Origin of the sequence: Belliella alkalica (genome assembly GCF_022549785.1) — a bacterium.
GTDB lineage: Bacteria > Bacteroidota > Bacteroidia > Cytophagales > Cyclobacteriaceae > Belliella > Belliella alkalica.
In genome coordinates this window covers 565,315-588,329 of sequence record NZ_JAKZGO010000001.1, presented here as the reverse complement: position 1 = coordinate 588,329, position 23,015 = coordinate 565,315, and the positions used below count along the sequence as shown (strand labels likewise).

Below are 23,015 nucleotides of genomic sequence, written 5' to 3'. Positions count from 1 at the left end.
TACTGAGTCATCTCGAACAAAGAGAGAGATCTAGAATTGGTTTAATTAAGGTTGCCTGAAATATGACCTGTTTTTACAATGTCAGCACGAGATTTCTCCTGATGGTCGAAATGACCGCTACTAAGTCATCTCGAACGAAGAGAGAGATCACGACTTGATTTAATTTAGGTTGCCTGAAATATGACCTGTTTTTGCAATGTCAGTACGAGATTTCTCCCGATGGTCGAAATGACTGCTACTGAGTCATCTCGAACGAAGAGAGAGATCTCGTCTTGATGTAATTAAGGTTGCCTGAAATACGACCTGATTTTACAATGTCAGTACGAGATTTCTCTCGATGGTCGAAATGACTGCTATTAAGTCATCTCGAACGAAGAGAGAGATCTCGAATTGGTTTTCTGACTCTTTATCCTCAAAGTTCTTTAACCAGAAAAATATCCTTTAATTTTAGCTTTGGTAGAAAGCTTCTCAGAATGTACTTGCTTTCTTGAAATGGTTTGATTTTCGGAATCTGATCTAGGAGATTTTCTGGTGTTTCTATCATTTCATCTTTACTGATAAATGAATAACCAATAAACATCCCTTTTTCAAATAGAAGTGCAGTTTCTTCATCTGCACTTCTACCTCTTTCTTTGATGATTAAGGTACCTTCTTCTTCGGAGTTTTTATTTAAAAATGCCTGTACACGGGCATTGTATTCCAATGAATCTTCCTGTCCACAGCAGGCACCTTTGCATTGCTTGATGAGATAATCGTAGCAGGCTTCATTTGCTTTTTGTATTCCACAAAGCTTTGGGCATAATTCATATTTTTCAACAGCTTCCAGCAAATACTTCCAAGCTTCACTGTGACTTTCAAATTTTCTTAGGCAAATTTGGCTTGATTTTACTTTCGATACCTGAAATCGTATAAACCCAGCGTTGTCTTCATACTGTATGATACCCCAGGTGTTGCTGATAAATTTTTGTGATTTGTTGTACTTTGGCCAGAGCCTCTTGATTTCATGTAATTCCAATAGGTAGGCCAGAAATTCATTTCCTGTCAACTCCCAGCTGATATCATGAATTTCATTTTTGAGATCTAGCTTGGCTTTTCCTTTTGAATTTCCCGAAAAATGTCCCTTAAACCTACTCTTGATATTCAGAGCTTTTCCTACATAGATCACTTTTCCATTGACATCATGGAAATAGTAAATACCAGTCTCTTCGGGTAGGCTATTGAACTTTTCCTTGGCGATGTTTGGGGGTAAAAAGGCTTCCCCATTGTTTTTCTTCAACATGGCGAAAATCGCCTCTGCATCTTTTTGGTAGATTTTCTCGAAAAGATAAGCTGTAGCTTCAGCATCTCCAAAAGCTCGATGTCGTGCCGATATTTGGATGTCCAAATGCTCACAAATTCTCCCCAAACTATAAGACTTGTATCCCGGAAAAACCTTTCGACTCATCCTTACTGTACAGAGTTTTGGGGCCTTGTAATTGATATTGGTCTTTTCAAGAGCTTTTTGGATAAATGTATAATCAAAACCTACATTGTGTGCTATAAAAATGCGATCCTTCAAGATCTCAAAAATTTCCTCGGCAACCTCCCCAAACGTAGGCGAATCTGATACCATATGGTTATCTATTCCTGTCAAACCTGTGATAAATCCAGGGATAATCCGCTCTGGATTGATAAGTGTCTGATAGCTGCTCAGGATTTTCTGCCCATCATGGACAATAATTGCGACTTCAGTAATCCCTCCACCATCTCCGGGATTTCCTCCGGCTGTTTCTATATCTACTATTGCAAATTCCTGTTTCACTGAGAAGTATTTTTACTCTAATGTAACAGTTTCTGCAGAGAGTTGATTTCTTTCTTTCAATTAAATTCGCAGAAATATGTTTGGTTTGTAATAAAGGTTAGGTGATAGCCAATACAATCATTCCTGTCAAGATTGCTATTCCAAAGCTCAGTAGAGTGCCAATCAGAATATACTCGGTAAGCTTTCTGTCTTTGGATTCTTTGAGATCACCAAAGCGGAAGACTGATTTGGCTGCCAGTAAGAATCCTATTGCTTCCCATCTGCCGATAATTACAAATGTGAATACGAGTAACCGTTCCAATATGCCGATATATTTACCTGCATTGTCAAGAGATTGGTTTTTGCCGTCATCGATGGCATTGGACCATTTGGCCATGATTACTTGAATCAAGATCCCTGTCACAGCGGTCAAAAATAGAAGTGATGTAGCATAGATCCAGATGGTAGGACTTTCTACCCATATTTTGATTTCCAAGTTTGGCTTTTCCCAAATCAACCACAACAACAAGATGCTAAATAGATGCAAAACTTGATCTATCACAAACCACTTTGTTTTATTCTTTTTCTTTTGGAGGTACAGTTTTGTGAAGTCTATCAGGCCATGGATGACCACGATCAGCATAGCTAGAAACCAACATTGAATGTCCCAAAGTACCAAAAGAATCAACAATCCATGGATCAAAAAATGGATATATAATTTAGGTGATCTGGCTTTCTTTTTTTCCTTTTCCTGTACCCATGATTTTGGCTGAAGTACAAAGTCTCCAATCAAATGTGCGAACAATAGCTTTACAAGTAAGATCATTAGATTAGTTTTTGAAGCTTTTCCCTAAACACCCTTTCGATTTTCAATACCTCTTCAATATTGGAGCGGTTCCATCTGCCACTGACTGAGTTTTGTTTTATTTTCAAAATTTCCCCGATTTCTTCTTGTGTAATATTGGGACTCGTCAATACGATTTCGGCCAACTCAGCTGATGAAACTGACCAACTGTCCATGAATTTCCCTGCTAGTTTCAAGTACAGGTTTACCTCGTTGTCAAAATCTTGCCAGGGACTTTGGATTGCCAAGTTTGTTTTTTCTTTTTTCAGTTTTTCGAACTTTTCTCCTGCATAGATATAAGCAGGGCCATTGCTTTCTGATATACGCTTCCCAGCAAATGTCTTTTCTCCAATTCCTATGGACATCCTCACATCCAAAGTGCTGACCAGCTTTTTTGCATCTTTGGGCTCTATTTTTTTGATCAATGCTTTTATTTCCAGTGCTTTTTGTAGTGCTTCCTGAGGATCATTTATTTCCAACTGGAAGAAATCTCCCCATACCAATTCCCATTTCTCTGGAGTAGATCCCCATTTGGATAGGAGAGATTTGAGTGGCTGTAACCACTTTTCCTGATCCAAAAGCTTTCTTGAAGCGATGATGTCTCCTTTGATTATTGCTATCATAAATCTAATATCGTAGAAATATGCGATAATTCAAAATATCGTAGATACTTATGATATATTTAATTATCGCTTTAATAGACGATAATTATAGATATCACAGAAATCAATGATATTAAGTCGAAATGGATAATCGTAAATCGTTATTAGTCGATTACTTACCCGTGCTTCAATTGATTCAAAACATAAGATTTTGTTTGGCAAAAGGGAGGGAAGCAGGTAAAAATAAAATAAAGGATTAACAATGAAAAAGCCAACAATCGCTGTTTAAAGCATTTGTTGGCTTTGTTCACATAGGTTTGATAGGTAATTTGTTTGAGAAAAATAATTGCAGATCAGAACTTTTTCATTTCGACAATTAATTTCATGTTTTTTGAATCTGATTATAACTTTCTTGCCAGTAGCGTTATTTCAAAGATGAATAGTACCTTCCAATATCAACTAGCAACTTTTCAGCTGTAACAGCTCCAATGTCAATTGATATCTGATTTAGTACAAATGCAGGTATTAAAATCATTACTGCCAAAGCTTCGTATATCCATACTTTTTTATTCAGCAATCGAAGATTACTAAGTCAGATTAATACAAAACCCTAAATCTAATTGTGCCAGGAATTTCTTTCATGGCGTCAATGACTTCAGGGGAGTATGCTTTGTCAATATCGGTAATCACATAACCGATTTTTTCATTGGTTTTCAAATATTGCCCTACGATATTGATTTCATGCTTGGCAAGACTATTATTGATTTTTGCCAATACACCTGGTTCATTTTGGTGAATATGGATCAGTCTATGCGCATCTTTTAAGAAAGGCAATTGAATATTCGGGAAATTCACAGAATTGTAAGTATTTCCGGTGTTGATATATTCCATGATCTTTCCAGGGACGAATCGTGCGATGTTTTGCTGAGCTTCCAAAGTAGATCCACCGATATGCGGCGTGAGGATCGTATTTTTCATTCCGATCAGTTCAGAGACCAATGGTTCGGAATTGTTTTTTGGTTCTTCAGGAAATACATCGATCGCAGCACCAGCTATATGTCCAGACTCCAATGCATCTTTGAGCGCATTGATATCAACTACATGTCCTCTGCTGAGGTTGAGCAAATAGGAGCCAGGCTTCATTTTGGCAATCTTGGATTTGTCGAGGATGTTTTTGTTGTCTTTTCTTCCATCCACATGAAGTGAAATCACATCACAAGATTCCAATAGTTCGTCCAAAGAGTCAACCTTTGTGGCATTTCCAAGTGCTAGTTTTTCGATAACATCAAAATAGTAAACATCCAGTCCCATGTTTTCTGCCAATACAGAAAGTTGAGCGCCGATATTTCCGTAGCCAATTATCCCTAGTTTTTTGCCACGAATTTCGAAGCTGCCTGTGGCAGATTTATCCCAAATTCCTTTGTGCATCCCAAGACTTTTGTCGTGGAATCCACGCATCAGAAAGATGATCTCGGCAATTGCCATCTCTACCACAGACCGGGTATTGCTGAACGGTGCATTGAAGACGGCGATACCCTTTTCGGTACATGTCTCCAAATCAATTTGATTGGTTCCGATACAAAATGCACCGATAGAAATCAGTCTATTTGCATTTTCCAATACTTTTTTGGTCACATTGGTTTTGGAACGAATACCCAAAACACTGACATTTTTGATTTTTTCCGCAAGTTCATCTTCTGAAAGTGCAGAAGAAATTACCTCTACATTGTATCCTTCCTGCTTCATCAATTCTACACCTATTGGGTGTACATTTTCAAGAAGCAATACGTTGATTCGGCTTTTTGGGTAGGAGAATTTTTTGTTCATTTTGTTTACATAAAGAATTTCATCTAAGCTGGGAGCAATGTGGTCTGCTTTGGAGGTGACTTTTGGTCGCGCTATATTTTCCGTGAAGGCATAGAATTTATTAGCCATACCGGAAGCTTTGATTTCATAGTCAGTATATCCATCACCGATTACATATATCTCACCCTCTAAGTTAAGATTTTTGATGGTTTCTGGCTTACCTCCATTTTTTGAAAGAATATTTTCTCTGTCGAAATCAATGATTTTTCCAGATTCATCATACACAAATTCATTTGCAAAGACATTTTCTGCTTTGATTCCATATTCTCCAACTATTGGAGTAATAAAGTCTTTGAATCCATTTGAAATGATGATGATATTGTCAGCGTTTTCATTAAAAAACTCTTTGTTTCGCTGAAATGACTTAGAAACTTTATCTTTTAGTGCTGTAATCAATTCAGAAATTTGAGGCTTTGATGCTTCCAAAATCTCCAACCTTCTTTCCAGACTTTCCCTGAAATTGAGCGTACCTTCCATTCCCATATCGGTAATGTCTTTGATAGCTTTTAGTTTTTCGTCTCTTTTAGGATCCTTTTTCAGACTGATTTCCCCTAGGACATCCAGAGCTTCTACTTGTGTGAATGTACTGTCGAAGTCAATAATGAATTTTGTATTATTGGGCATTATTGTGATGAAGTTTTAATGAATTGAAGTCCAAAATTAGAATATTATTAAAAAATAAACACTTTTATTGACAAAAATACTTTTATAAATGAATCATGATCGCTCCGAAATCGATTGTATGCTATTTAAATGCATTATTTTGGAGAAAATTATTTTTACTAACATTTATTCTGTGATTTCTTTTTTTTACGAATGAAGATAGACCTTTGTAGCTTGCTTTCACTACGAAAGATAAATTTTCGAAAAAGATATTCAAAAAATCAAAATCATCATCCAAGCTTGGAAAGCTTGGATGATGAATACAATTATTTTATAGACCTTATTAGCCTTTCATTAAGTCCTACATAATCAGGGTTTTTGGCTTCTTGAGCCATTTCTTTTGATTTGGTAGCACTGGCTACAGCTTCTTTTTTCATATCCAATGCAAGCTCAATTTTAGCCTTGAGGTGCATTGTCCAATACTTTGGATCTGAATCTACCGACTTGTTTATCCACTCAAGTGCAGTTGGAAGGTCTTTGTTGGTAGTGAAATAATAATTGGCAGCTTGATAATACAAACCAGGATTGGTAGGCTCTTGATCTATCACCAATTCCTTGATTTGATTCATCACGATGCCATCTACTTCAGTTTCTATCCTAAACTTGACGCTTGCATTTTCCCACTTGATAGACACAGAAGCCCCTGTATCTGTCATGTCAATAAAACCAATTTCCATAGTTTCATATTTAGACTTTGACTTGCCTGATTTGACTTTAAAACGTACAAGGTCATCAGCAGCGCTATAGCCTACAGCTCCCCAGAGTTTTGTGTTTTTAGAAAGAATTATGGTCCATTCATTTTTGTTGGGTATGGAATAAAGTGCATAGGATCCTTCTGGTACATTTTTTCCTTCAATTTTGACATCAGTGGAGAAAGAAATAATAGTGGCAGCATTGGCGCCAGTTCTCCAAACCTCACCATAAGGAACTAACTCTCCGAAGATTTTCCTGCCTTTAGTGCTTGGTCGGCTGTATTCGATTTTGACATCACTCAATCCGATTTTCTGAGAGATGCTTGAGGCAGGGCTTGCTTGAGGCATTTCAATTTGCTGTGCCTCCAAAACTAAGGATCCGCTCAAAACCAAAATAATTAACAATAAGCTTTGTTTTAGATTCATTTTTGTATGTTTATTTATTAAAATTATATTTGCTTTTAAGATACTTGTAATGAAGAGCAATATTAAGTTCTAACTTTTGACTTATTACTTTGTCATATCTAAATTCCGATTATAAATTTGGGGATTCTTTAGCTATGCAACAAACGATCGAATATTAAAAATTCGACATTTTAACTTTAAATATTAAAACGCTTTAGTTTTCATGGGGATAGCAATTATTTCACCGAATAGAAATCCAAGTGTTTGGGTTCAGAAAATCAAGGAAATCGATGATAGCATTGATATTCAAATTTATCCAAACATCACACGAAAAGACGATGTTGAAGTTGTTTTATTGTGGCAGCATCCAAAAGGAATTTTGAAGGAATTCAGTAATTTGAAACTTATATGCTCTATGGGAGCTGGTGTTGATCATATTTTGTCTGATGAAACCATTGATCCCAATTTGCCAATCACTAGAATAGTCGATGATAAACTTACTTTTTCAATGACGAACTATTGCGTAATGGGAGTTCTCAATTTTCATAGACAAATCACAAGGTATAGCCAACAGCAAGCCAACAAAAATTGGGATATGACAAACCCTGAAATAGATGTGCACGTAGGAGTTCTTGGGGTAGGAGAGTTAGGCGGTGATGTGATCAGAAAACTCAAATCACTCAATATTAAAGTTTCAGGATATGGGAATTCTGCAAAAAGCGGTTTGGATTTTCCTTATTATTACGGCGACGAATTAGAATTACTACTCAAAAAAGTGAACTTAATTATTTGTTTGCTACCTTTGACCAACGAAACTGAGGATTTTCTAAACAAGGACTTTTTTAGAAAATGCAGTACAGGAACATACATTATAAATGTAGCACGGGGTAAACATTTGGTGGAAGAGGATCTTTTGGAAGCAATAAGAGAAGGTCAAATCTCTGGAGCTTTGATAGATGTTTTTAGAACAGAACCACTTCCAACCGACCATCCTTTTTGGGTTGAAGAGAAAATAACTGTTACGCCTCACATAGCCAGTGTGACAAATCCGGATGCTGCAGCTCCTCAAATTGTTGAAAATTATAACCGTTTATTGAATAATCAATTTTTAAAAAATTCCATCGATAGAAGGAAAGGCTATTAAAGAATAAAAAATGCATAATAATTTTAAAATCGTATGCCCAGTAGATTTTTCTGAATGTTCGCTAAATGCAATCGAGTATGCTGCAAAATTAGGAGAAAAATATGGGGCTAGTCTTATTATTTTACATGTTCCAAATATGGAGGATTATCACAAATTAGCCTCCAAAGAAGTCGGAGCGGCTGATCCATATGGTTTTATCCAAAAAAAGCTGCGTAATTTGGTCCATGCCGTAAGTGAAGAAAGTATCCCAAAAGGGCTTAAATCTTGCTCTTTTGAAATAAAAGAGGGAGAAATAGTTGATACTATTTTGGAGTTTGCCGATGATAATAAAGTAGATTTGATCGTAATGGGCACAGAAGGTGTCAATGATTTCAAAAAGAAATTCGTTGGAACAAGGTCATCGACTTTGATTGAAAAAGCAAATATAGATGTGATGCTGATCCCTAGGAAAGTCTTTTTTAAAGCACCACGAAAATTTGTATATGCTACTGATTATCATGAAGAAGACAAACTTGCAATTCAGAAGGTTGTTGAGCTTGCTGGTTTTTTTGAGTCAGAAATAGATCTTGTCCATGTGAGTTCTAAATCAGGAATCATTGACAAGTTGATGCACCAATCAATGATAAGTGAAATTACGCCTTTTATAAAGAGTGAAAAGGTAGCTTTTGTACTTAAATCTTATAGAGACTTGCCTGGGCTTGGCCTAGAGAATTACTTGATCACAGCAAAAGGTGACATGCTAATTACGCTTAGCACAAAAAAGAGTTGGTTTGACCAACTCTTTGCGCAAAATTTATCTAAAAAAATGTCTTATTTTATCAATAAGCCACTTTTTGTTATCAAGAATCCTTAAGAATTTTTATTCTTAAACCCAGACCCAATAAAGTCTACAAACTCACTCCAAGTTGATTTGTCTGTGAAGACTTTCTTGAATATGTTCATATACTTTTCAAATGATATAGATTTATCGGCATTTTCCTGCTTCGGCATGGAAAATGTCGATTTGGTTTTTTCTGTATCAGACTTTGGTTTTTCCTCACTTAGATTTTTTGGTTTGTAACCTACCAAATCATCTGCTTTTTCGAAGCTTTTCTTTGATCGTGAGATGTAGCCCATTTTCTCCTCTACCAATCCACGGTTGTTGTAAGCTACTGCGTCCTCCGGATCCATTTCTATCGCTTTATCATAATCATCTAAAGCACCTTGAAAATCCCCAATCCTATCTCTGAAGTAAGCCCTGCTTGAATATCGATACGGATTTCCCGGCTCCAAATTCAAAGCTCTGTCAAATTCCGTTGCTGCTTCTTCATTTCTTTTCAATAGATGTAAAACTACCGCACGGTCACTAATATAGCTCGCATTATAAGGTTCGAATTGTATCAGATAGTCGAAGTCCTCTAGTGCCAAGCTAAAATTTCCCATTCGAGAATGAACCCTAGCTCGGAAAAAGTAATACTCTGTATTATTTACATCTTCTTCAATGCAAGAGTTTACAGCATCCAAAGCTTCTTTAAACTTTCCTTCCTTAAAGTATCCAACTCCTATTTCAAAATTTGCCACTTGATTTTATTTTGTTCTATACAAATACAAAAATATGCCCTAGAAAGTTTAGATTTATATACTTTTGGATTAAAATTAGGCTTTAGAAAAGATGAAAACTTTCTATCTTTGAACTGTAAACTTTAGCTATGCCAAGTAAACCAGAAGACGTAATCAAAGACCTGAAAGCAGGTAAATATGCCCCCATTTATTTTTTGCAAGGTGAAGAGCCTTTTTACATTGATGAAATCACAGATTTTATAGAAAAAAACGCTATCCCAGAGCATGAAAAGGGTTTCAACCAAACAGTCATGTATGGTAAAGACTCCCAAATGAGTTCTGTAATTGGGAATGCAAGACGATTTCCAATGATGGCTGATCGTCAAGTTGTAATTGTCAAAGAGGCTCAAAACATTCCGAATTTAGGAAAAGAAGATACGGATACCCTACTTTTGAATTACATTCAAAATCCACTTCCAAGTACTATTTTGGTATTTGCACATAAGTATAAAGTTTTGGATGGTAGAAAAGCTTTGTCCAAGGAATTGGATAAAAAGGCAATTCTTGTCAAATCAGAAAAAGTACCTGAATATAAATTGGCAGCTTGGGTTGAAAACTATATCACTTTAAAAGGGCACAAAATTGATAATAAAACAGCGACTTTGCTAGCAGAAAGTATCGGAAACAACCTTGAGGTGATGACCAATGAAATCGGCAAAATGCTGATTAACTTTACTGAGAAAACACAGATTGATTCCAGCCATGTCCACAAGTATGTAGGTATCAACAAGGATTTCAACAATTTTGAGCTCACCAAAGCAATAGGAGTAAAGGATATAATAAAAGCTAATAAAATCGTTCATTATTTTGGACAAAACCCCAAAGGTCACCCATTAATCCCGATGATAGCTTTGATGTACAACTACTTCAGTAAAATTGCAATTACCCATGATATGAAAGGTGCGTCTGATGCTGATTTGGCTAGAAAATTAGGAGTGAATCCTTACTTCGTAAAAGAATACACCATAGCTGCCAAAAATTATCATTTGGGCAAGGTTATTGATGCCTTCGAATACATTAAAGAGGCAGATCTTCGATCGAAAGGCGTAGATGCCAACGGGATGGATGAGTCCCAAATCCTTAAAGAATTGATATTCAAAATTATGCATTAACCAGCATATTGACATTATGAAGAAAACTCTCGCATTGCTTTGGATGGCCATCACCGTTCAGCTATCTTTTGCTCAGTCGGGCTTGTACCAAACAGGATCACAGAAAATTTTAGACGATAATTTTGAGTTATTTGATAAGCAACTTTTTAGTGCATCCAAATATGAATTCGAAGAACTCAAAAATAAAAATCTCTCAAAAAATGACGAGGTCTTTGTGGACTTCCACCTTGCTATTTCTGCATTGAAAATTGATAATCCTGGTGCATCAGATCTGGCTTATAATTTTATCAGAAAGCATCCTGACCATCCAAAGATCAATGAAGCTGCTCATATTTTAGGTAATTATTTTTTTGAAGGAAGAAACTATAGAGAGGCTATTCCTGCTTACCAAAAAGTAGATGTTGATAATATTTGGCCTGAACAAAGGGCCGAAGTCCTTTTCAAAATGGGCTATGCACAGTTTCAGTTAGAGGATTACAACAATGCCTTGGTCAATTTCAATCTTGTAAAAAGAGAAAGAACAGAATATACACCTGACGCTAGTTACTATGCGGGATTTATCCACATGGAAAATAAACGTTATAATGATGCAATCGCAAATTTTAAAGAAGCAGAAAAGTCGAACTTTTACACTTCAAAAGTGCCATATATGTTGTCAGGGGTTTACTACAGACAAGGATTGTATGATGATTTGATTTCTTATGCCGAGCCGGTTTTAGCAAATAGGAAAAATCTTGACAGAAAAGAAGAAATCCATCTTTATTTGGCGGAGGCCTATTTCGAAAAAAGAAATTTCCAAAAAGCGGGTCAGCAATATGATGAATTTGTAAATACAAGAAAAGGTACTCTAGAAAGACCACAAATCTACAAAGCTGGTGTTGCACAATATGAAATACAAAATTATCAGCGTGCCACAGATTATTTCAAAGTTTCGGCAGTCGAAAATGATAAGATTGGACAGGTTTCTAGCTACTATCTCGGACATTCTTATCTGAAATTGAATAATCCCCAATTTGCTTCTACAAGTTTCAATGCCGCCTACAAAAGTGATGCAGATCCCAACATAAAGGAAGAAGCGTTGATCAATTATGCCAAGGTAAACCTCGAAAGGGGAAGTTTTCAAGAAGCAGTTACCGGGCTTGATACATATTTGGAGATTTATCCAAGAGGGCAATATGCTAAAGAAGCAGAGGACCTTTTGGCCGATGCATTGATCAATACTAGCAATTATTTGCGTGCTATTGAGCAAATTGAAAGAATGCCTAGCAAATCAACACGGATCAATGCAGCTTACCAGAAAGTTTCTTTTTATCAAGGGATTGTATATTATCGAGACAAAAGAAATGATTTAGCAACAGCGTATTTTGACAAGGCTATAAATACACCTGTTGATAAGGATTTGGTAAATCAGGCGCTTTTCTGGAAAGCAGAGAATTATGCAGCAAGAGAAAATCTTCCAGAAGCAATAAAGTCATATGAAAGACTACAAGCCCAAAGACCTCGATCAAATGACCCATATTTGATTAAATCACATTATGGATTGGGCTATGCATATTTTAACTCCCAGCAATATGTAAAGGCAGAATCACAATTTAAGCTTTATACAGACAAGCTTCAGAGAGCAGAAGATAAAGAAAATTATGATGATGCTATTATAAGATTGGGAGACACGTATTACGTTCAGAAGAAGTTTGCTGACGCTCTGAATACTTTCCAACGTGCTGTAAGGGAAGGTAATAATTACACTGATTATGCGCATTTTAGATCAGGAGTAGTTTATAATTTTCAAAACAATAATCAAGAAGCCATCAATCAACTGAATCGGGTGATTGATAACTTTCCATCAAGCTTATATTTGGAAGATGCAATCTTCCAAAAGGCTCAAATAAATATGGAGATGACAAGGTATGCTGAAGCAAAAAGTGGTTTTAGCAGATTAATCACGTCAAGGCCCAATAGCCAATTTATTCCATTTGCTTTGGAAGGTAGGGCTATCGCCAGTTATTCCCTACAGCAGTATGAAGAGACGATCAATGATTATAAGAAAATCCTAGAAAACCATCCAAACTCTTCCAATTCAGAATCTGCTTTGGTAGGTCTTCAAGAAGCTTTGGCTTTGCAAAACAGATCAGGGGAATTCTCCAACTATCTGTCTAGATACAGAAATGCTAATCCAGATAATAAAAGCTTACAAAATGTAGAATTTGAGGCAGCGAAAAATCTATTCTTCTCAAATTCAAACCAACAGGCCATACGAGCTTTTGAAGAATATTTGAAAAACTATCCGCAATCAGCCAACAGGGCAGAAGCGACCTATTTTATTGGTGACGCTCATTCAAAACTTGGTAATAAAACTGAAGCATTGAAGTTTTTCTATCAACTAGATAATTTGAAAGAATCTCCGCAAAGGCTTAGGGCGGTTCAAAGAATTGCAGCAATAGAAGTAGAGAATAAAAATTATGAGAAGGCGCTTCCATACTTGCGTGAATCTTCAAAAAGTGCGAGAAACAAACTGGAAGAGTACGAAGCTTTCAAAGGGTTGATGGATGCGCATTATTACACCAATAAATATGATTCAGCTGTTTTTTATGCTGACAGAATTATCAATTTGGGAAATGTAATGGCAGATGCAATCCCCTCTGCAATGTTGCTAAAAGCTAAAGCTTTTTTCCAAACAGGTAATGTGAACGCCGCTGAGGATGCTTTGATGACATTAATTAATGAATACAAAACGGTTCATGGCGCTGAAGGTCTATACCTTCTTGCAGAAAGCTACAATAAGAAGAAAAATTACAATCAATCTAACGATGCAATTTTCGATTTCTCAGCACCATTTTCTGCTCATGCTTATTGGTATGGCAAATGCTTTATCCTTCTTTCGGATAACTACCTTGCTTTGGGTGAAGATTTCCAAGCGAAAGCTACCTTGGAATCAGTAGTAGAGCAGGCCCAAGACGAAGGAATCAAAAAAATGGCTCAAGAAAAATTAGCTAAAATCAAATAAAATCCGAGAATTATATTTAAATAGTTATGAATAAGAATTTGATTTTCAGATATATACTTATTGTATTTTTCTTCGGATTGACTCTGCCAAGCTTTGCACAGCAAAGAGGTGAGGTTCAGGATCAAGAATTTGTGATAAGAAAGGATAGGGTTTTGACAGTGCCTGTTCAGCCGAGGAATTTCGAAAGAATTCCTGTATTGCCAACTCCTAAAAGCACAGCAAATTTCAACTATTTGGTCAAACCATTTTTTCTGAATTTACCGCCTTTAGAGATAGCACCAGAAGCTTCCCTCAAGCAATTTCCGAGAAGCAATGAAGAGTTGTTCCCAGGTTTTGTAAGAGTTGGTTATGGAAACTATTCTTCCCCAATTGTAGAAGCGAGATATAATCTATGGGAAGATGGAGATTTTAATATAGGTGCAAAAGTTAAGCATGAAGGTTTTTATACAGGTCCAATAGGTGGAAGGAACTCTGCAGAAAACCATACATCTGTAGGTGTAGATGGGACATTGTTCAAAGATTACTTTGAGTTGTACGGCCACGTAGATTACAATAGGGATTTGTACAATTTCTATGGATATGATCCAGAAAATGTGAATTTGCAGGAATTTGTTACTACCCAAAATATTTTCAATACATTCAAAATAAAGGCAGGAATTTCGAATTTGGAAAAGATGTCAGATTTGAATTATGATGCAAATCTAAACGTGAGGCTTTTTAATGATAGTTTCATGGCTGTTGAAAATGAAATTGGAATCAATGGGAGAGCGGATTTTTGGTATAATGAAAACCTCAGAACGGCTGTTGATGCAAATTTATCATTGACTACTCCTTCAGATGAATTTTATGGAGATATCAACAGAAATTATTTCAAGATCAAACCTTATGTGGAATACAGAAGACAGGGCTTGAGTGTTTTGGCAGGTGCAAATATTGTATTTGAAAATGACATTACGACTAATAAAAAATCAGATTTCCACATATTTCCGGCAATTTCAGGAAGCTACATGTTAGATGAAGCCTTTGGTGTTTATGCCGGAGTTGAAGGTGATGTGATTAGAAAAACCTATTATGATTTTGTAATGGAAAATCCCTTTTTAGGGCCTAGTGCCGAGTTGCTGAATACCATTCAGAATTTTGTCGCAAGTGCTGGAGTAAAGGGGACAATCAATGGTGAACTAACATATGAAGCGGGGGTGAATGTAGGCAAGTATGCAAACATGCATTTTTTCACTACTTCTCCAAGCGACAGTTTGAGATTCAATATGGTATATGATTCTGATACGAGAGTAATAAATTATACAGCTAGCGTTGGTTGGGAATATCAGGATTGGTACAAATTGACTGGCTCTGTCAATTACTATCAATATACACTCAATGACCTAGATGCAGCATTTCACAGACCGGAGTGGGAGTTAAGTCTGGGAAACACATTCAAACCAACCGAAAAATTCCTGATCAATGCCAATGTTAATGCAATGGGGGGAATAGTTGCTTATAAACCTACTTTGGATGTGAGCGAAACATTGCCTATGATCTTTGACTTGAACCTTAAACTTGACTATAAAATCAACAATCAAATATCAGTATTTGCAGTAGGCAATAACTTGCTCAATCAATCAAATCAAAGATTCTTGAATTACCCGGTAAGAGGAATCCAAGGAATTGGTGGCTTGACAGTTAAGTTTTAAGTGCATTAAGACAATCCTTGGATTCGATAATTTGTGAATTGATCCATTTGTCTTAGTTTCGTAGATTGAATTAGGAAAAGAATTGACAGACAATGAAGGAAAATAAAAACAACATAGATGATCAGGATAAGGACTATGGTTTTCCTTTTGTGGAATTAGTGCCTCTCAATGACTTAAGTGAAAATATTGATGAAATAGTTGGGCAAGAACAACAAATAGAATCAATAGAAGAGGTTGAAAGTCAACAGATACCAACAAAAGTAATTGAAAGTACAATTATTGAACAAAAGCCTGAAGCGAAAAAACAAATCAACGAACATAAGATCGTTGAGAAGAAAAAATCTACGACCCCGATGGTAATTGGTTTAGTTTTGCTGATGTTGGTAGTTTTGGGAAGTATGGCTTATTTCTTGTACTACGTCCCAAATTCAGATCAAGGTAAAGTTTCTGAATCAATAGAAGCAAACCAAGAGCCAGAAGAAGTTTCAAGCTTAGTTACAGCAGAAATAGATACAGAGGATAATGTAGAAGAAGAGACTGCTGAAGTTGAAGAAGAAGAAATAATCGCAGCAACTACAGAACCTGAATTGACAATAATCAATAGTAGGGAAGCAAGTCCAAGATATTTTATTGTAGTGGGAAGTGTGGTCGCTGAGAGATATGCAAGACAAGAAGTTCAGCAATATTTGGAGAAAGGTCATGATACATGGATCATTTTTCCTTATGGAGATATCAAAAATTACCGTATTGCCGTTGGTAAGTTTGACAATATAGAAACGGCCACTGAAGCTTGGGAAAAAGCAAAAGGTGAATTTGGAGATGCAATTTGGATTTTGAAATATTAATATGATTCTACTACAAACACTTTCTACTGACAACAACATGATGGTAGATAGTCTGGCAATTATGGATGCCGGAAATGGAGACATTGGTCTTCTAGATTTATTGATCAAAGGCGGCTACATGATGATTCCGCTTTATGCTTTGTTTGTTTTGGCTATTTTCATCTTTGTCGAGCGGATCATTACGCTCAGGAAAGCTGAGAAATCCCCAAAACATCTGATGGATCAAATCAAAATCCTAGTCCAAGGTGGACAAGTTGAAAAAGCTAAGATTCTTTGCCAAGGCGAAACTAGCCCTGTTGCAAATATGATTGCAAAAGGTTTGGAAAGAATCGGTAGTCCTTTGAAAAACATTGAAGTGGCTATAGAGAATGTAGGGAAAATCGAAATTTACAAACTTGAGAAAAACCTCAACCTTCTAGCAACTGTTTCAGGAGCAGCACCTATGATTGGGTTCTTGGGAACTGTTGCAGGTATGATTAGAGCATTTATTGGGGTAGCGCAAGAAGAAGGAATGGTATCCCCAAAATTACTTTCTACAGGTATCTACGAAGCGATGATTACCACTGCAGCAGGATTGGTTGTAGGAATCATCGCCTATTTGGGCTACAATTTCCTTGTTTCCCGAGTATCAAAGCTAGTTCACAACATGGAATACACGTCCATTGAGTTTATGGATATTTTACAAGATAAATAAGGATGGCACTACAATCCAAACACAAGGTAGAATCAGCATTTAGCATGTCTTCAATGACAGACATTATATTCTTGTTATTGATTTTCTTTATGTTGACTTCATCGTTTATTACACCATCAGGTTTGCCTGTAAATCTGCCTTCCAGTGAAGCTTCGGATATTGTAATGCAGGAAGTTACCGTTACCATAACCAAAGACCTTCGGTTTTCCGTTAATGATAAAGTAGTAGATAGAGAAGCTATCAAAGGCGAATTGACTAATTTATTGAAAGAAAAGAAAGGTCAGGTCGTTCTACATATAGATAAGGAAGTACCCGTAGAATATTTGGTAGAAATAGGAGGGATTGCTGCCGGCCTAGAAGCGAATGTTTCCATAGCCACTAAACCATACAAATAGAAATGCAAGTTTGGGAAGAAAATAAAGAAGAAGCAGATAGCAAGCGCAAAGCTTGGATCATTACCATCGTTGTAAACGTGCTGGTATTGCTATTCATTTATTTTATGGTAGTTTGGAGACAACCTATACCACCTTTGCCTCAATATGGTTTGGAGTTGAATCTGGGTTTTTCTGACTTTGGAAGTGGAAATACTCAAACCCTCTCTCAGCCTAATGATGTCAAATCTGAAGTGACAACACCACCTGCGCCGGGAGAAGTATCTACAACTCCAACAGAACGTGCTACACCAGTTGCACAGCCTTCTCAAGCTGCTAAGCCATCTACACCTTCGAAATCGACACTTGAAGCTAAATCAAAAACTGCAAGTCCTCTAAAAGGTGCTGAGAAAACTACTCCCGTCACCAAAGAATCAACTCCTGTCAAAAAAGAAGCTACTTCAGTAACCCAACCAGCAAAAGCAGAGGCAGAAAAAACTACCCCAAAAGCTGTGGAGCAACCAAAAGTTGATCAAAGGGCTTTGATGGGTGCTGGAGGTACTTCAGGAACAGGAACTCAAGCAGCAACAGGAAGTGCCCAAGGTTCTTCGGAAAAGGCTGGTGATGAAGGTAAACCTACTGGTACTGTAGATGGTCGGTCTTTGATGGGTTCTGGTACAGGACCAGGTGTAGCTGGACCAGGTGCGGGATACAACTTAGACCTTGCTGGATGGGATTTTGCATCAAAACCAAATATTCGTGACAATGTATCTTCCAGAAATGGAAGGATAGTTTTTAAGATCACAGTAGATGATTCAGGGAAAATCGTTCAAGCAATCCCATTAGAGTATAATGTTTCAAATGAGGTATTGGCATATTACAGAACAGTCGTAAATCAAGTTTCCTTCAAACGTCAGAGTGGTAATAGAACTGCTGATTATTCTTCTGGGAAAATTACTTTTATCATCAAAGTAGATTAATTTTGGGCATGAATTATTCGCAAACATTGGACTACATGTTCAATGCACTACCAATGTTCCAAAGAATTGGGGCAGCAGCATTCAAAAAAGACCTTAGCAATACTATTTCCCTTTGTAATCACCTCGGTAATCCTGAATCCAAATTCAAGAGTATCCATGTGGCTGGTACCAATGGGAAAGGGAGTACATCTCATTCCCTTTGCTCGATTTTGATGGAAGCAGGGTATAAAGTAGGATTGTACACCTCTCCACATCTCAAATCATTTACTGAAAGAATAAAAATCAACGGAAAAGACATTTCTGAAGGATTGGTCGTAGATTTTATAAATCAAAATAAGCCCTTTTTAGATGAATTGAAGCCAAGTTTTTTTGAAATGACTGTGGGCATGGCTTTTTGGCATTTTGCTAAAGAAGAGGTGGATATCGCAGTAATTGAAGTTGGTATGGGAGGGAGATTTGATAGTACAAATGTGATAGTTCCAGAAGTCTCTGTAATTACAAATATAGGCTTTGACCATGTTCAGTTTTTGGGTAATACGCTAGAGGCTATAGCGGGAGAAAAAGCCGGAATCATCAAAAAGAATGTTCCTGTAGTCATCAGTCAGAGGCAATCGGAAACAACTGCGGTATTCGAAATTAAAGCCAAGGAAAATAATTCTGAAATATACTTTGCTGAAGACACCTACTGTATAGAAAAAATCGGAGTTACCCCAGATTCGCAGGAAACGGTTTATCGAGTGGGAAAAGATTCTGATACCTTTAGGTTGAATATTGATTTGATGGGGAATTACCAGCAAAAAAACCTTGGTGGCATTTTGAAAACCATCGATGTGCTTATTGCAAAAGGGTACCATATCCACTTTTCGGATATTGAAAGAGGAATTTCACACATTGTCAAAAACACCGAACTAAAAGGGAGATGGCAGACAATTTCCGATGAGCCAAAAGTCATTTGTGACACAGGACACAATGAAGAAGGTGTAAAGTACATCGTTGATCAGATCAATCAAGTTAAATACAACAAGTTGTTTATGGTCATCGGAATGGTCAATGACAAAGATGTTTCAAAAGTATTGTCCGTGCTTCCTAAGCATGCATATTACTATTTTGTACAAGCAAATATTCCAAGGGCTATGAAAGCTAGTGACCTTTTTAGCAGCGCTATTTCAGAAGGTCTGAATGGAGAGGTAGTGGAAGATGTGAATGATGCTATTTCTTTGGCTAAGAAAAAGGCAGGAAAAGATGATTTAATATTTGTTGGAGGTAGTACCTTTGTGGTCGCTGAAATTAATGAGTTATAAAGATGGGTAGGAACAAGCTACAAAGATTTAAGGAGAACGAAGAGAACAGAAATGTTGTCCAAGATGGTAAGGAGATTTTTAAAAGTGTAAAAGGGAATTGGAATAAGCTTCAATTTGAGAACTCACAACCTCTGGTAGTCGAGCTAGCATGTGGAAGGGGAGAGTTTACTGTAGGATTAGCTAGAAAATATCCTGAACAGAATTTTATTGGTGTTGACATCAAAGGATCCAGAATTTGGAAAGGGAGTAAAATCGCAATTGCTGAAGGTTTGGAAAATGTTTCATTCCTTAGAACCCAGATTCAATTGCTGGAAGATTTTTTTGAAGAGGGGGAAATCTCTGAGCTTTGGATTACATTTCCTGATCCATTTCCTCGAGATGGAGATGAAAAAAGAAGGCTAACAAGTCCTAGGTATTTGGATATGTATAAGCCACTGATCAAAAATGGAGGAATTGTAAATTTTAAAACCGACAATACAGGCTTGTTTGACTATACCTTGGAAGTGGTATCAGATCGGGATGATTGTGAAATATTAGCCCATACCCATGATTTTTACCAATCCGAATTCAAAGATGAACATCATGGCATCAAAACTCGCTATGAAGGGATCTTTAGCGAAAAAGGGGAGAAGATTAAATATTTGAAATTCAGATTTAGATAATTCAACGGTATGCTCTTGGATCGAATATGAATGGCTCGGCTGATAGCAATTTCACCTTCTTGAAATACTTGGAGTTTGGATTGATCAAGAAATTGTAATTTGAATGTATGATAGCACTGTGTACCCTCAGTGCTATATAGTTTTCTTCTCGAAAATACTTTTCAGCGATTTTAGCCAATGATTTGGGGTAGGGGTACTTGAACCAATTTTCGGGAAGTTCATGAAGTGGAAGATTTGAACATGCTGATCCGGAATTTCCAATGTCAATAAATTCATTTGAGGAGTACCTTTGCAATCATATGACATCTGACAAATCAACATTTTGCAAGTAAAAGCATTTTTTGATTTTACTATAAAGATCTTCAGAATCTATTGGCTTGGTCAAATAATCATCCATTCCTACTTCAATTACTCGATTTTTGGCTTTTTCGGTTGCATCGGCAGTGACAGCTATAATTGGGATGTTCTTATTATCTTCTCCACATACACCGTTTCTGATCGCTGTAGTTGCTTCATATCCATCCATTTCAGGCATCTGCAAATCCATAAGGATCAAATCGATTTTTTCTTTATTTAGTATTTCTACAGCTTCTAATCCATGATTTGCAATGATGAATTTAGTATTCGCCCATTTTTTTAAGATAGACTTCATTACAAGTTGATTGACTGGGTTATCTTCCACAATCAAGATAATTTTTCCTCCAAGGTCATAAGTGCCGCTTTGATGTGTAAGCTTGTCTATTTCATATGAATTTATCTGCGGCAATTTCACTTCTATTTTGACTTGAACTTCAGTTCCTAATCCTGGCCTACTGGATATTTCGATTTGCCCTTTGTTCAATTCTACTAGTGCTTTTACGATACACAATCCCAATCCAAAACCTCCAAACTTCCGTTTATCGTCGATTTGTTCTTGAATAAATGATTCAAATATTCTGTCCAGCTTGTTTGTATTAATTCCCACACCAGTGTCTGAAACATTGATGCTGAGCATAAACTTTTTGTTATTTAAAATTTCTGATTTTATGCTAAGTTTGACCTCACCCAAATTTGTGAATTTTACAGCGTTGTTTAGTAGATTAGCAAGAATCTGTCTCAACCTATTTTTATCTCCAAGGACCAGTTTTGGCACTTGATTGATTTCTTCATAAATAAAGTTTAAGTTCTTTCCTTTTGCTTGATTCTCTGTTGACACTCTTAGTTCTTGAATCAGTTTCGGTAATTCAAATTGTTTTTCTTCCAATTTAAGTTCTCTTTTTTCAATTTTTGAATAATCAAGAATGTCATCAATGGCTGATAACAAGCCAAGTGATGAATACTGAATAACCTCCAAATCATTGGTTATCTTTTCATCATTTGTATATGCTTGAATTGATTTAGATAATCCGATTACAGCGTTTAAAGGAGTTCGTAGTTCATGGCTGATATTTGATAGGAAAAATGATTTGATATCATTTGATTCTTGTGAGCGCACAAGAGCTGTGCTTTGCATTTCTTCTTTTTCTGATTTTAACTTTCTAATTCTATTTGCCATTGAAAGTGAAAGGAAAATCATTTCAAATCCAGTTCCAAGTTTTGAAGAATTTTCTGTGAAAAACGAATTTGGAACCAAACTAAAATTATTCAGAATGAAAAACACAAACCCTATAAAAAACGCCAAAATACCTAAGCTAAAAAATACATCAGGCGCGGATTTTTTGATATAAGAATTTGACAATGCTATTACAATCAAAATCAATAAGATGATCCCAAGAATATTGACAATAGGGTAGTACAAATGCTTTATTTCATCAAATGCAATGACTGCAAATATTAATAAGAATGTAATTAGGTGTAATACATTATATGCTTTGTGAATACTTAAATTGAAGGATTTTACATTCATATAGACTTGAGTATACCTACCAAAAGCCAAAGTAGATAGAGCTGCAGCAAGCAATATGCTATTTCTTGAAATCCAGCCTGCATTGGGTGCAATGTATTGAATAAAGTATCCATCTAAAGAAAAATGAAGGAGTGCAATCGATAGCACATATGCAGAATAAAGAAGGAAACTTTTCTCTTTTATGCCAAAATAGAAAAAAAGATAAATTGCTCCTGCCAAAAATAAAATTCCGTAGAATATTCCAAAGATAAATTGGTCTAAATATGACTGTAAAATTAGAGAATTTGAACTGTGAAAGTTTAAAGGTAAGTTGATAACTTCTCCATCACTTTGATATTGTATGTAGAATTGTTGGGTGGAATTGGCAGGAAGATCAATGGGGAATATTATTTTTCTATGATTTAAAGGTCGTTCAATGAACGGAACCAAATCACCACTTCTTTGAAAAGAAATCTGATTGTTTTCAGCTAGTTGATATAGTTCTACAATATCTGTAATTGGTCTTCCTGTTTCAAAAAATAGACTCAGATTAGAATTAGAGCTGTTTTTGATTGAAAATTTCAACCAATAATTATCTTTTGTAAAGCCAAGATTTGTGTTTTTACCTTCAATTTTTTCAAAGTCTAGTTTTGGTGAGGATTTGATGATATCTTCTATAGAATAAGCTTCATCACCTACATTAGTGATTTCAGAAAATTCAAACACAGAGACCGGTTTCAAAAAATTATCGTCATCAAAAACTTTTTGAGCTTGGGTTTTTAGACTAAAGGAAGATAAAAATAGGATCAATATCAAAAAGGCATTAGGTAACTTTAGCTTCATTTTTGTGGCTTTGGGGTGATAATCGGAGCTAATTACGTATAATTTTTGATAAT

The 23,015-nt window shown here is 36.2% G+C and carries 19 protein-coding genes; 11 read left to right on the top strand and 8 right to left on the bottom strand.

Translation table 11 applies throughout. The features are described 5' to 3' along the window. Window positions 1-412: 412 nt before the first annotated feature. From MM213_RS02250 to MM213_RS02230, 5 genes are all read right to left on the bottom strand, one after another. Complete coding sequence (locus tag MM213_RS02250) at window positions 413-1,801, bottom strand: exonuclease domain-containing protein (RefSeq protein WP_241409761.1); 1,389 nt, start codon at window positions 1,799-1,801, stop codon at window positions 413-415. Between the two features lie 97 nt (window positions 1,802-1,898). After that, entirely contained in the window at window positions 1,899-2,606 is a 708-nt protein-coding gene (locus MM213_RS02245; protein ID WP_241409752.1) for a DUF3307 domain-containing protein, read from the bottom strand. Continuing rightward, on the bottom strand, window positions 2,606-3,247 hold the full coding sequence (locus tag MM213_RS02240) for a SatD family protein (RefSeq protein WP_241409750.1): 642 nt from the start codon (window positions 3,245-3,247) through the stop codon (window positions 2,606-2,608). Before MM213_RS02240 ends, MM213_RS02245 begins: the two co-directional genes overlap by 1 nt. 576 nt (window positions 3,248-3,823) lie before the next feature. Then, a complete protein-coding gene (gene serA / locus MM213_RS02235) occupies window positions 3,824-5,716 on the bottom strand; it encodes a phosphoglycerate dehydrogenase (RefSeq protein WP_241409743.1) in 1,893 nt (630 codons plus the stop codon). Between the two features lie 305 nt (window positions 5,717-6,021). Continuing rightward, on the bottom strand, window positions 6,022-6,873 hold the full coding sequence (locus MM213_RS02230) for a DUF2911 domain-containing protein (RefSeq protein WP_241409742.1): 852 nt from the start codon (window positions 6,871-6,873) through the stop codon (window positions 6,022-6,024). 202 nt (window positions 6,874-7,075) lie between these two features. Here MM213_RS02230 and MM213_RS02225 point away from each other — a divergent pair, with 202 nt between their 5' ends. Both MM213_RS02225 and MM213_RS02220 read left to right on the top strand, forming a co-directional pair. Then, the gene (locus tag MM213_RS02225) at window positions 7,076-7,996 is read left to right on the top strand and encodes a 2-hydroxyacid dehydrogenase (RefSeq protein ID WP_241409740.1); all 921 of its coding nucleotides are present in this window, start codon (window positions 7,076-7,078) and stop codon (window positions 7,994-7,996) included. Between the two features lie 10 nt (window positions 7,997-8,006). Beyond that, the gene (locus MM213_RS02220; RefSeq protein WP_241409738.1) at window positions 8,007-8,849 is read left to right on the top strand and encodes a universal stress protein; all 843 of its coding nucleotides are present in this window, start codon (window positions 8,007-8,009) and stop codon (window positions 8,847-8,849) included. On the opposite strand, the gene MM213_RS02215 is transcribed toward MM213_RS02220, so the two are convergent. Beyond that, window positions 8,846-9,556 carry a tetratricopeptide repeat protein gene (locus MM213_RS02215; protein ID WP_241409736.1) on the bottom strand — a complete coding sequence of 237 codons (711 nt, stop codon included), beginning with the start codon at window positions 9,554-9,556 and terminating at the stop codon, window positions 8,846-8,848. The genes MM213_RS02220 and MM213_RS02215 overlap by 4 nt on opposite strands. A gap of 128 nt (window positions 9,557-9,684) precedes the next feature. On the opposite strand from MM213_RS02215, the gene holA reads away from it, so the two are divergent. From holA to trmB, 9 genes are all read left to right on the top strand, one after another. Next, window positions 9,685-10,707 (top strand): DNA polymerase III subunit delta, encoded by a 1,023-nt coding sequence (holA, locus tag MM213_RS02210; protein ID WP_241409731.1) that lies wholly within the window; start codon window positions 9,685-9,687, stop codon window positions 10,705-10,707. 16 nt (window positions 10,708-10,723) lie between these two features. Further along, window positions 10,724-13,711 (top strand): tetratricopeptide repeat protein, encoded by a 2,988-nt coding sequence (locus MM213_RS02205; protein ID WP_241409725.1) that lies wholly within the window; start codon window positions 10,724-10,726, stop codon window positions 13,709-13,711. Between the two features lie 26 nt (window positions 13,712-13,737). Next, the gene (locus MM213_RS02200) at window positions 13,738-15,402 is read left to right on the top strand and encodes a TonB-dependent receptor (RefSeq protein ID WP_241409723.1); all 1,665 of its coding nucleotides are present in this window, start codon (window positions 13,738-13,740) and stop codon (window positions 15,400-15,402) included. Window positions 15,403-15,494: 92 nt separating this feature from the next. Next, a complete protein-coding gene (locus MM213_RS02195) occupies window positions 15,495-16,247 on the top strand; it encodes an SPOR domain-containing protein (RefSeq protein WP_241409721.1) in 753 nt (250 codons plus the stop codon). A 1-nt stretch (window position 16,248) separates the two neighbouring features. Beyond that, complete coding sequence (locus MM213_RS02190) at window positions 16,249-16,941, top strand: MotA/TolQ/ExbB proton channel family protein (RefSeq protein WP_241275955.1); 693 nt, start codon at window positions 16,249-16,251, stop codon at window positions 16,939-16,941. Window positions 16,942-16,943: 2 nt separating this feature from the next. Continuing rightward, window positions 16,944-17,336, top strand: a complete 393-nt coding sequence (locus MM213_RS02185; RefSeq protein ID WP_241409719.1) for an ExbD/TolR family protein — start codon at window positions 16,944-16,946, stop codon at window positions 17,334-17,336. A 2-nt stretch (window positions 17,337-17,338) separates the two neighbouring features. Next, window positions 17,339-18,292, top strand: a complete 954-nt coding sequence (locus tag MM213_RS02180; RefSeq protein WP_241409717.1) for an energy transducer TonB — start codon at window positions 17,339-17,341, stop codon at window positions 18,290-18,292. An 8-nt stretch (window positions 18,293-18,300) separates the two neighbouring features. Further along, complete coding sequence (locus MM213_RS02175; RefSeq protein ID WP_241409715.1) at window positions 18,301-19,593, top strand: bifunctional folylpolyglutamate synthase/dihydrofolate synthase; 1,293 nt, start codon at window positions 18,301-18,303, stop codon at window positions 19,591-19,593. A gap of 2 nt (window positions 19,594-19,595) precedes the next feature. Next, entirely contained in the window at window positions 19,596-20,255 is a 660-nt protein-coding gene (gene trmB / locus MM213_RS02170; protein WP_241409713.1) for a tRNA (guanosine(46)-N7)-methyltransferase TrmB, read from the top strand. A gap of 1 nt (window position 20,256) precedes the next feature. Here the strand turns inward: trmB and MM213_RS02165 are convergent, their stop codons facing one another. Continuing rightward, complete coding sequence (locus MM213_RS02165) at window positions 20,257-20,550, bottom strand: RES family NAD+ phosphorylase (protein WP_241409711.1); 294 nt, start codon at window positions 20,548-20,550, stop codon at window positions 20,257-20,259. Continuing rightward, window positions 20,551-22,962 (bottom strand): hybrid sensor histidine kinase/response regulator, encoded by a 2,412-nt coding sequence (locus MM213_RS02160; RefSeq protein WP_241409709.1) that lies wholly within the window; start codon window positions 22,960-22,962, stop codon window positions 20,551-20,553. Window positions 22,963-23,015 lie beyond the last annotated feature (53 nt).

Coding starts and splice junctions, on each gene's coding strand:
- MM213_RS02245 (WP_241409752.1), bottom strand. CDS start 2,606: ATGATCTTACTTGTAAAGCTATTGTTCGCACATTTGATTGGAGACTTT.
- MM213_RS02240 (WP_241409750.1), bottom strand. CDS start 3,247: ATGATAGCAATAATCAAAGGAGACATCATCGCTTCAAGAAAGCTTTTG.
- serA (WP_241409743.1), bottom strand. CDS start 5,716: ATGCCCAATAATACAAAATTCATTATTGACTTCGACAGTACATTCACA.
- MM213_RS02230 (WP_241409742.1), bottom strand. CDS start 6,873: ATGAATCTAAAACAAAGCTTATTGTTAATTATTTTGGTTTTGAGCGGA.
- MM213_RS02225 (WP_241409740.1), top strand. CDS start 7,076: ATGGGGATAGCAATTATTTCACCGAATAGAAATCCAAGTGTTTGGGTT.
- MM213_RS02220 (WP_241409738.1), top strand. CDS start 8,007: ATGCATAATAATTTTAAAATCGTATGCCCAGTAGATTTTTCTGAATGT.
- holA (WP_241409731.1), top strand. CDS start 9,685: ATGCCAAGTAAACCAGAAGACGTAATCAAAGACCTGAAAGCAGGTAAA.
- MM213_RS02205 (WP_241409725.1), top strand. CDS start 10,724: ATGAAGAAAACTCTCGCATTGCTTTGGATGGCCATCACCGTTCAGCTA.
- MM213_RS02200 (WP_241409723.1), top strand. CDS start 13,738: ATGAATAAGAATTTGATTTTCAGATATATACTTATTGTATTTTTCTTC.
- MM213_RS02195 (WP_241409721.1), top strand. CDS start 15,495: ATGAAGGAAAATAAAAACAACATAGATGATCAGGATAAGGACTATGGT.
- MM213_RS02190 (WP_241275955.1), top strand. CDS start 16,249: ATGATTCTACTACAAACACTTTCTACTGACAACAACATGATGGTAGAT.
- MM213_RS02185 (WP_241409719.1), top strand. CDS start 16,944: ATGGCACTACAATCCAAACACAAGGTAGAATCAGCATTTAGCATGTCT.
- MM213_RS02180 (WP_241409717.1), top strand. CDS start 17,339: ATGCAAGTTTGGGAAGAAAATAAAGAAGAAGCAGATAGCAAGCGCAAA.
- MM213_RS02175 (WP_241409715.1), top strand. CDS start 18,301: ATGAATTATTCGCAAACATTGGACTACATGTTCAATGCACTACCAATG.
- trmB (WP_241409713.1), top strand. CDS start 19,596: ATGGGTAGGAACAAGCTACAAAGATTTAAGGAGAACGAAGAGAACAGA.
- MM213_RS02160 (WP_241409709.1), bottom strand. CDS start 22,962: ATGAAGCTAAAGTTACCTAATGCCTTTTTGATATTGATCCTATTTTTA.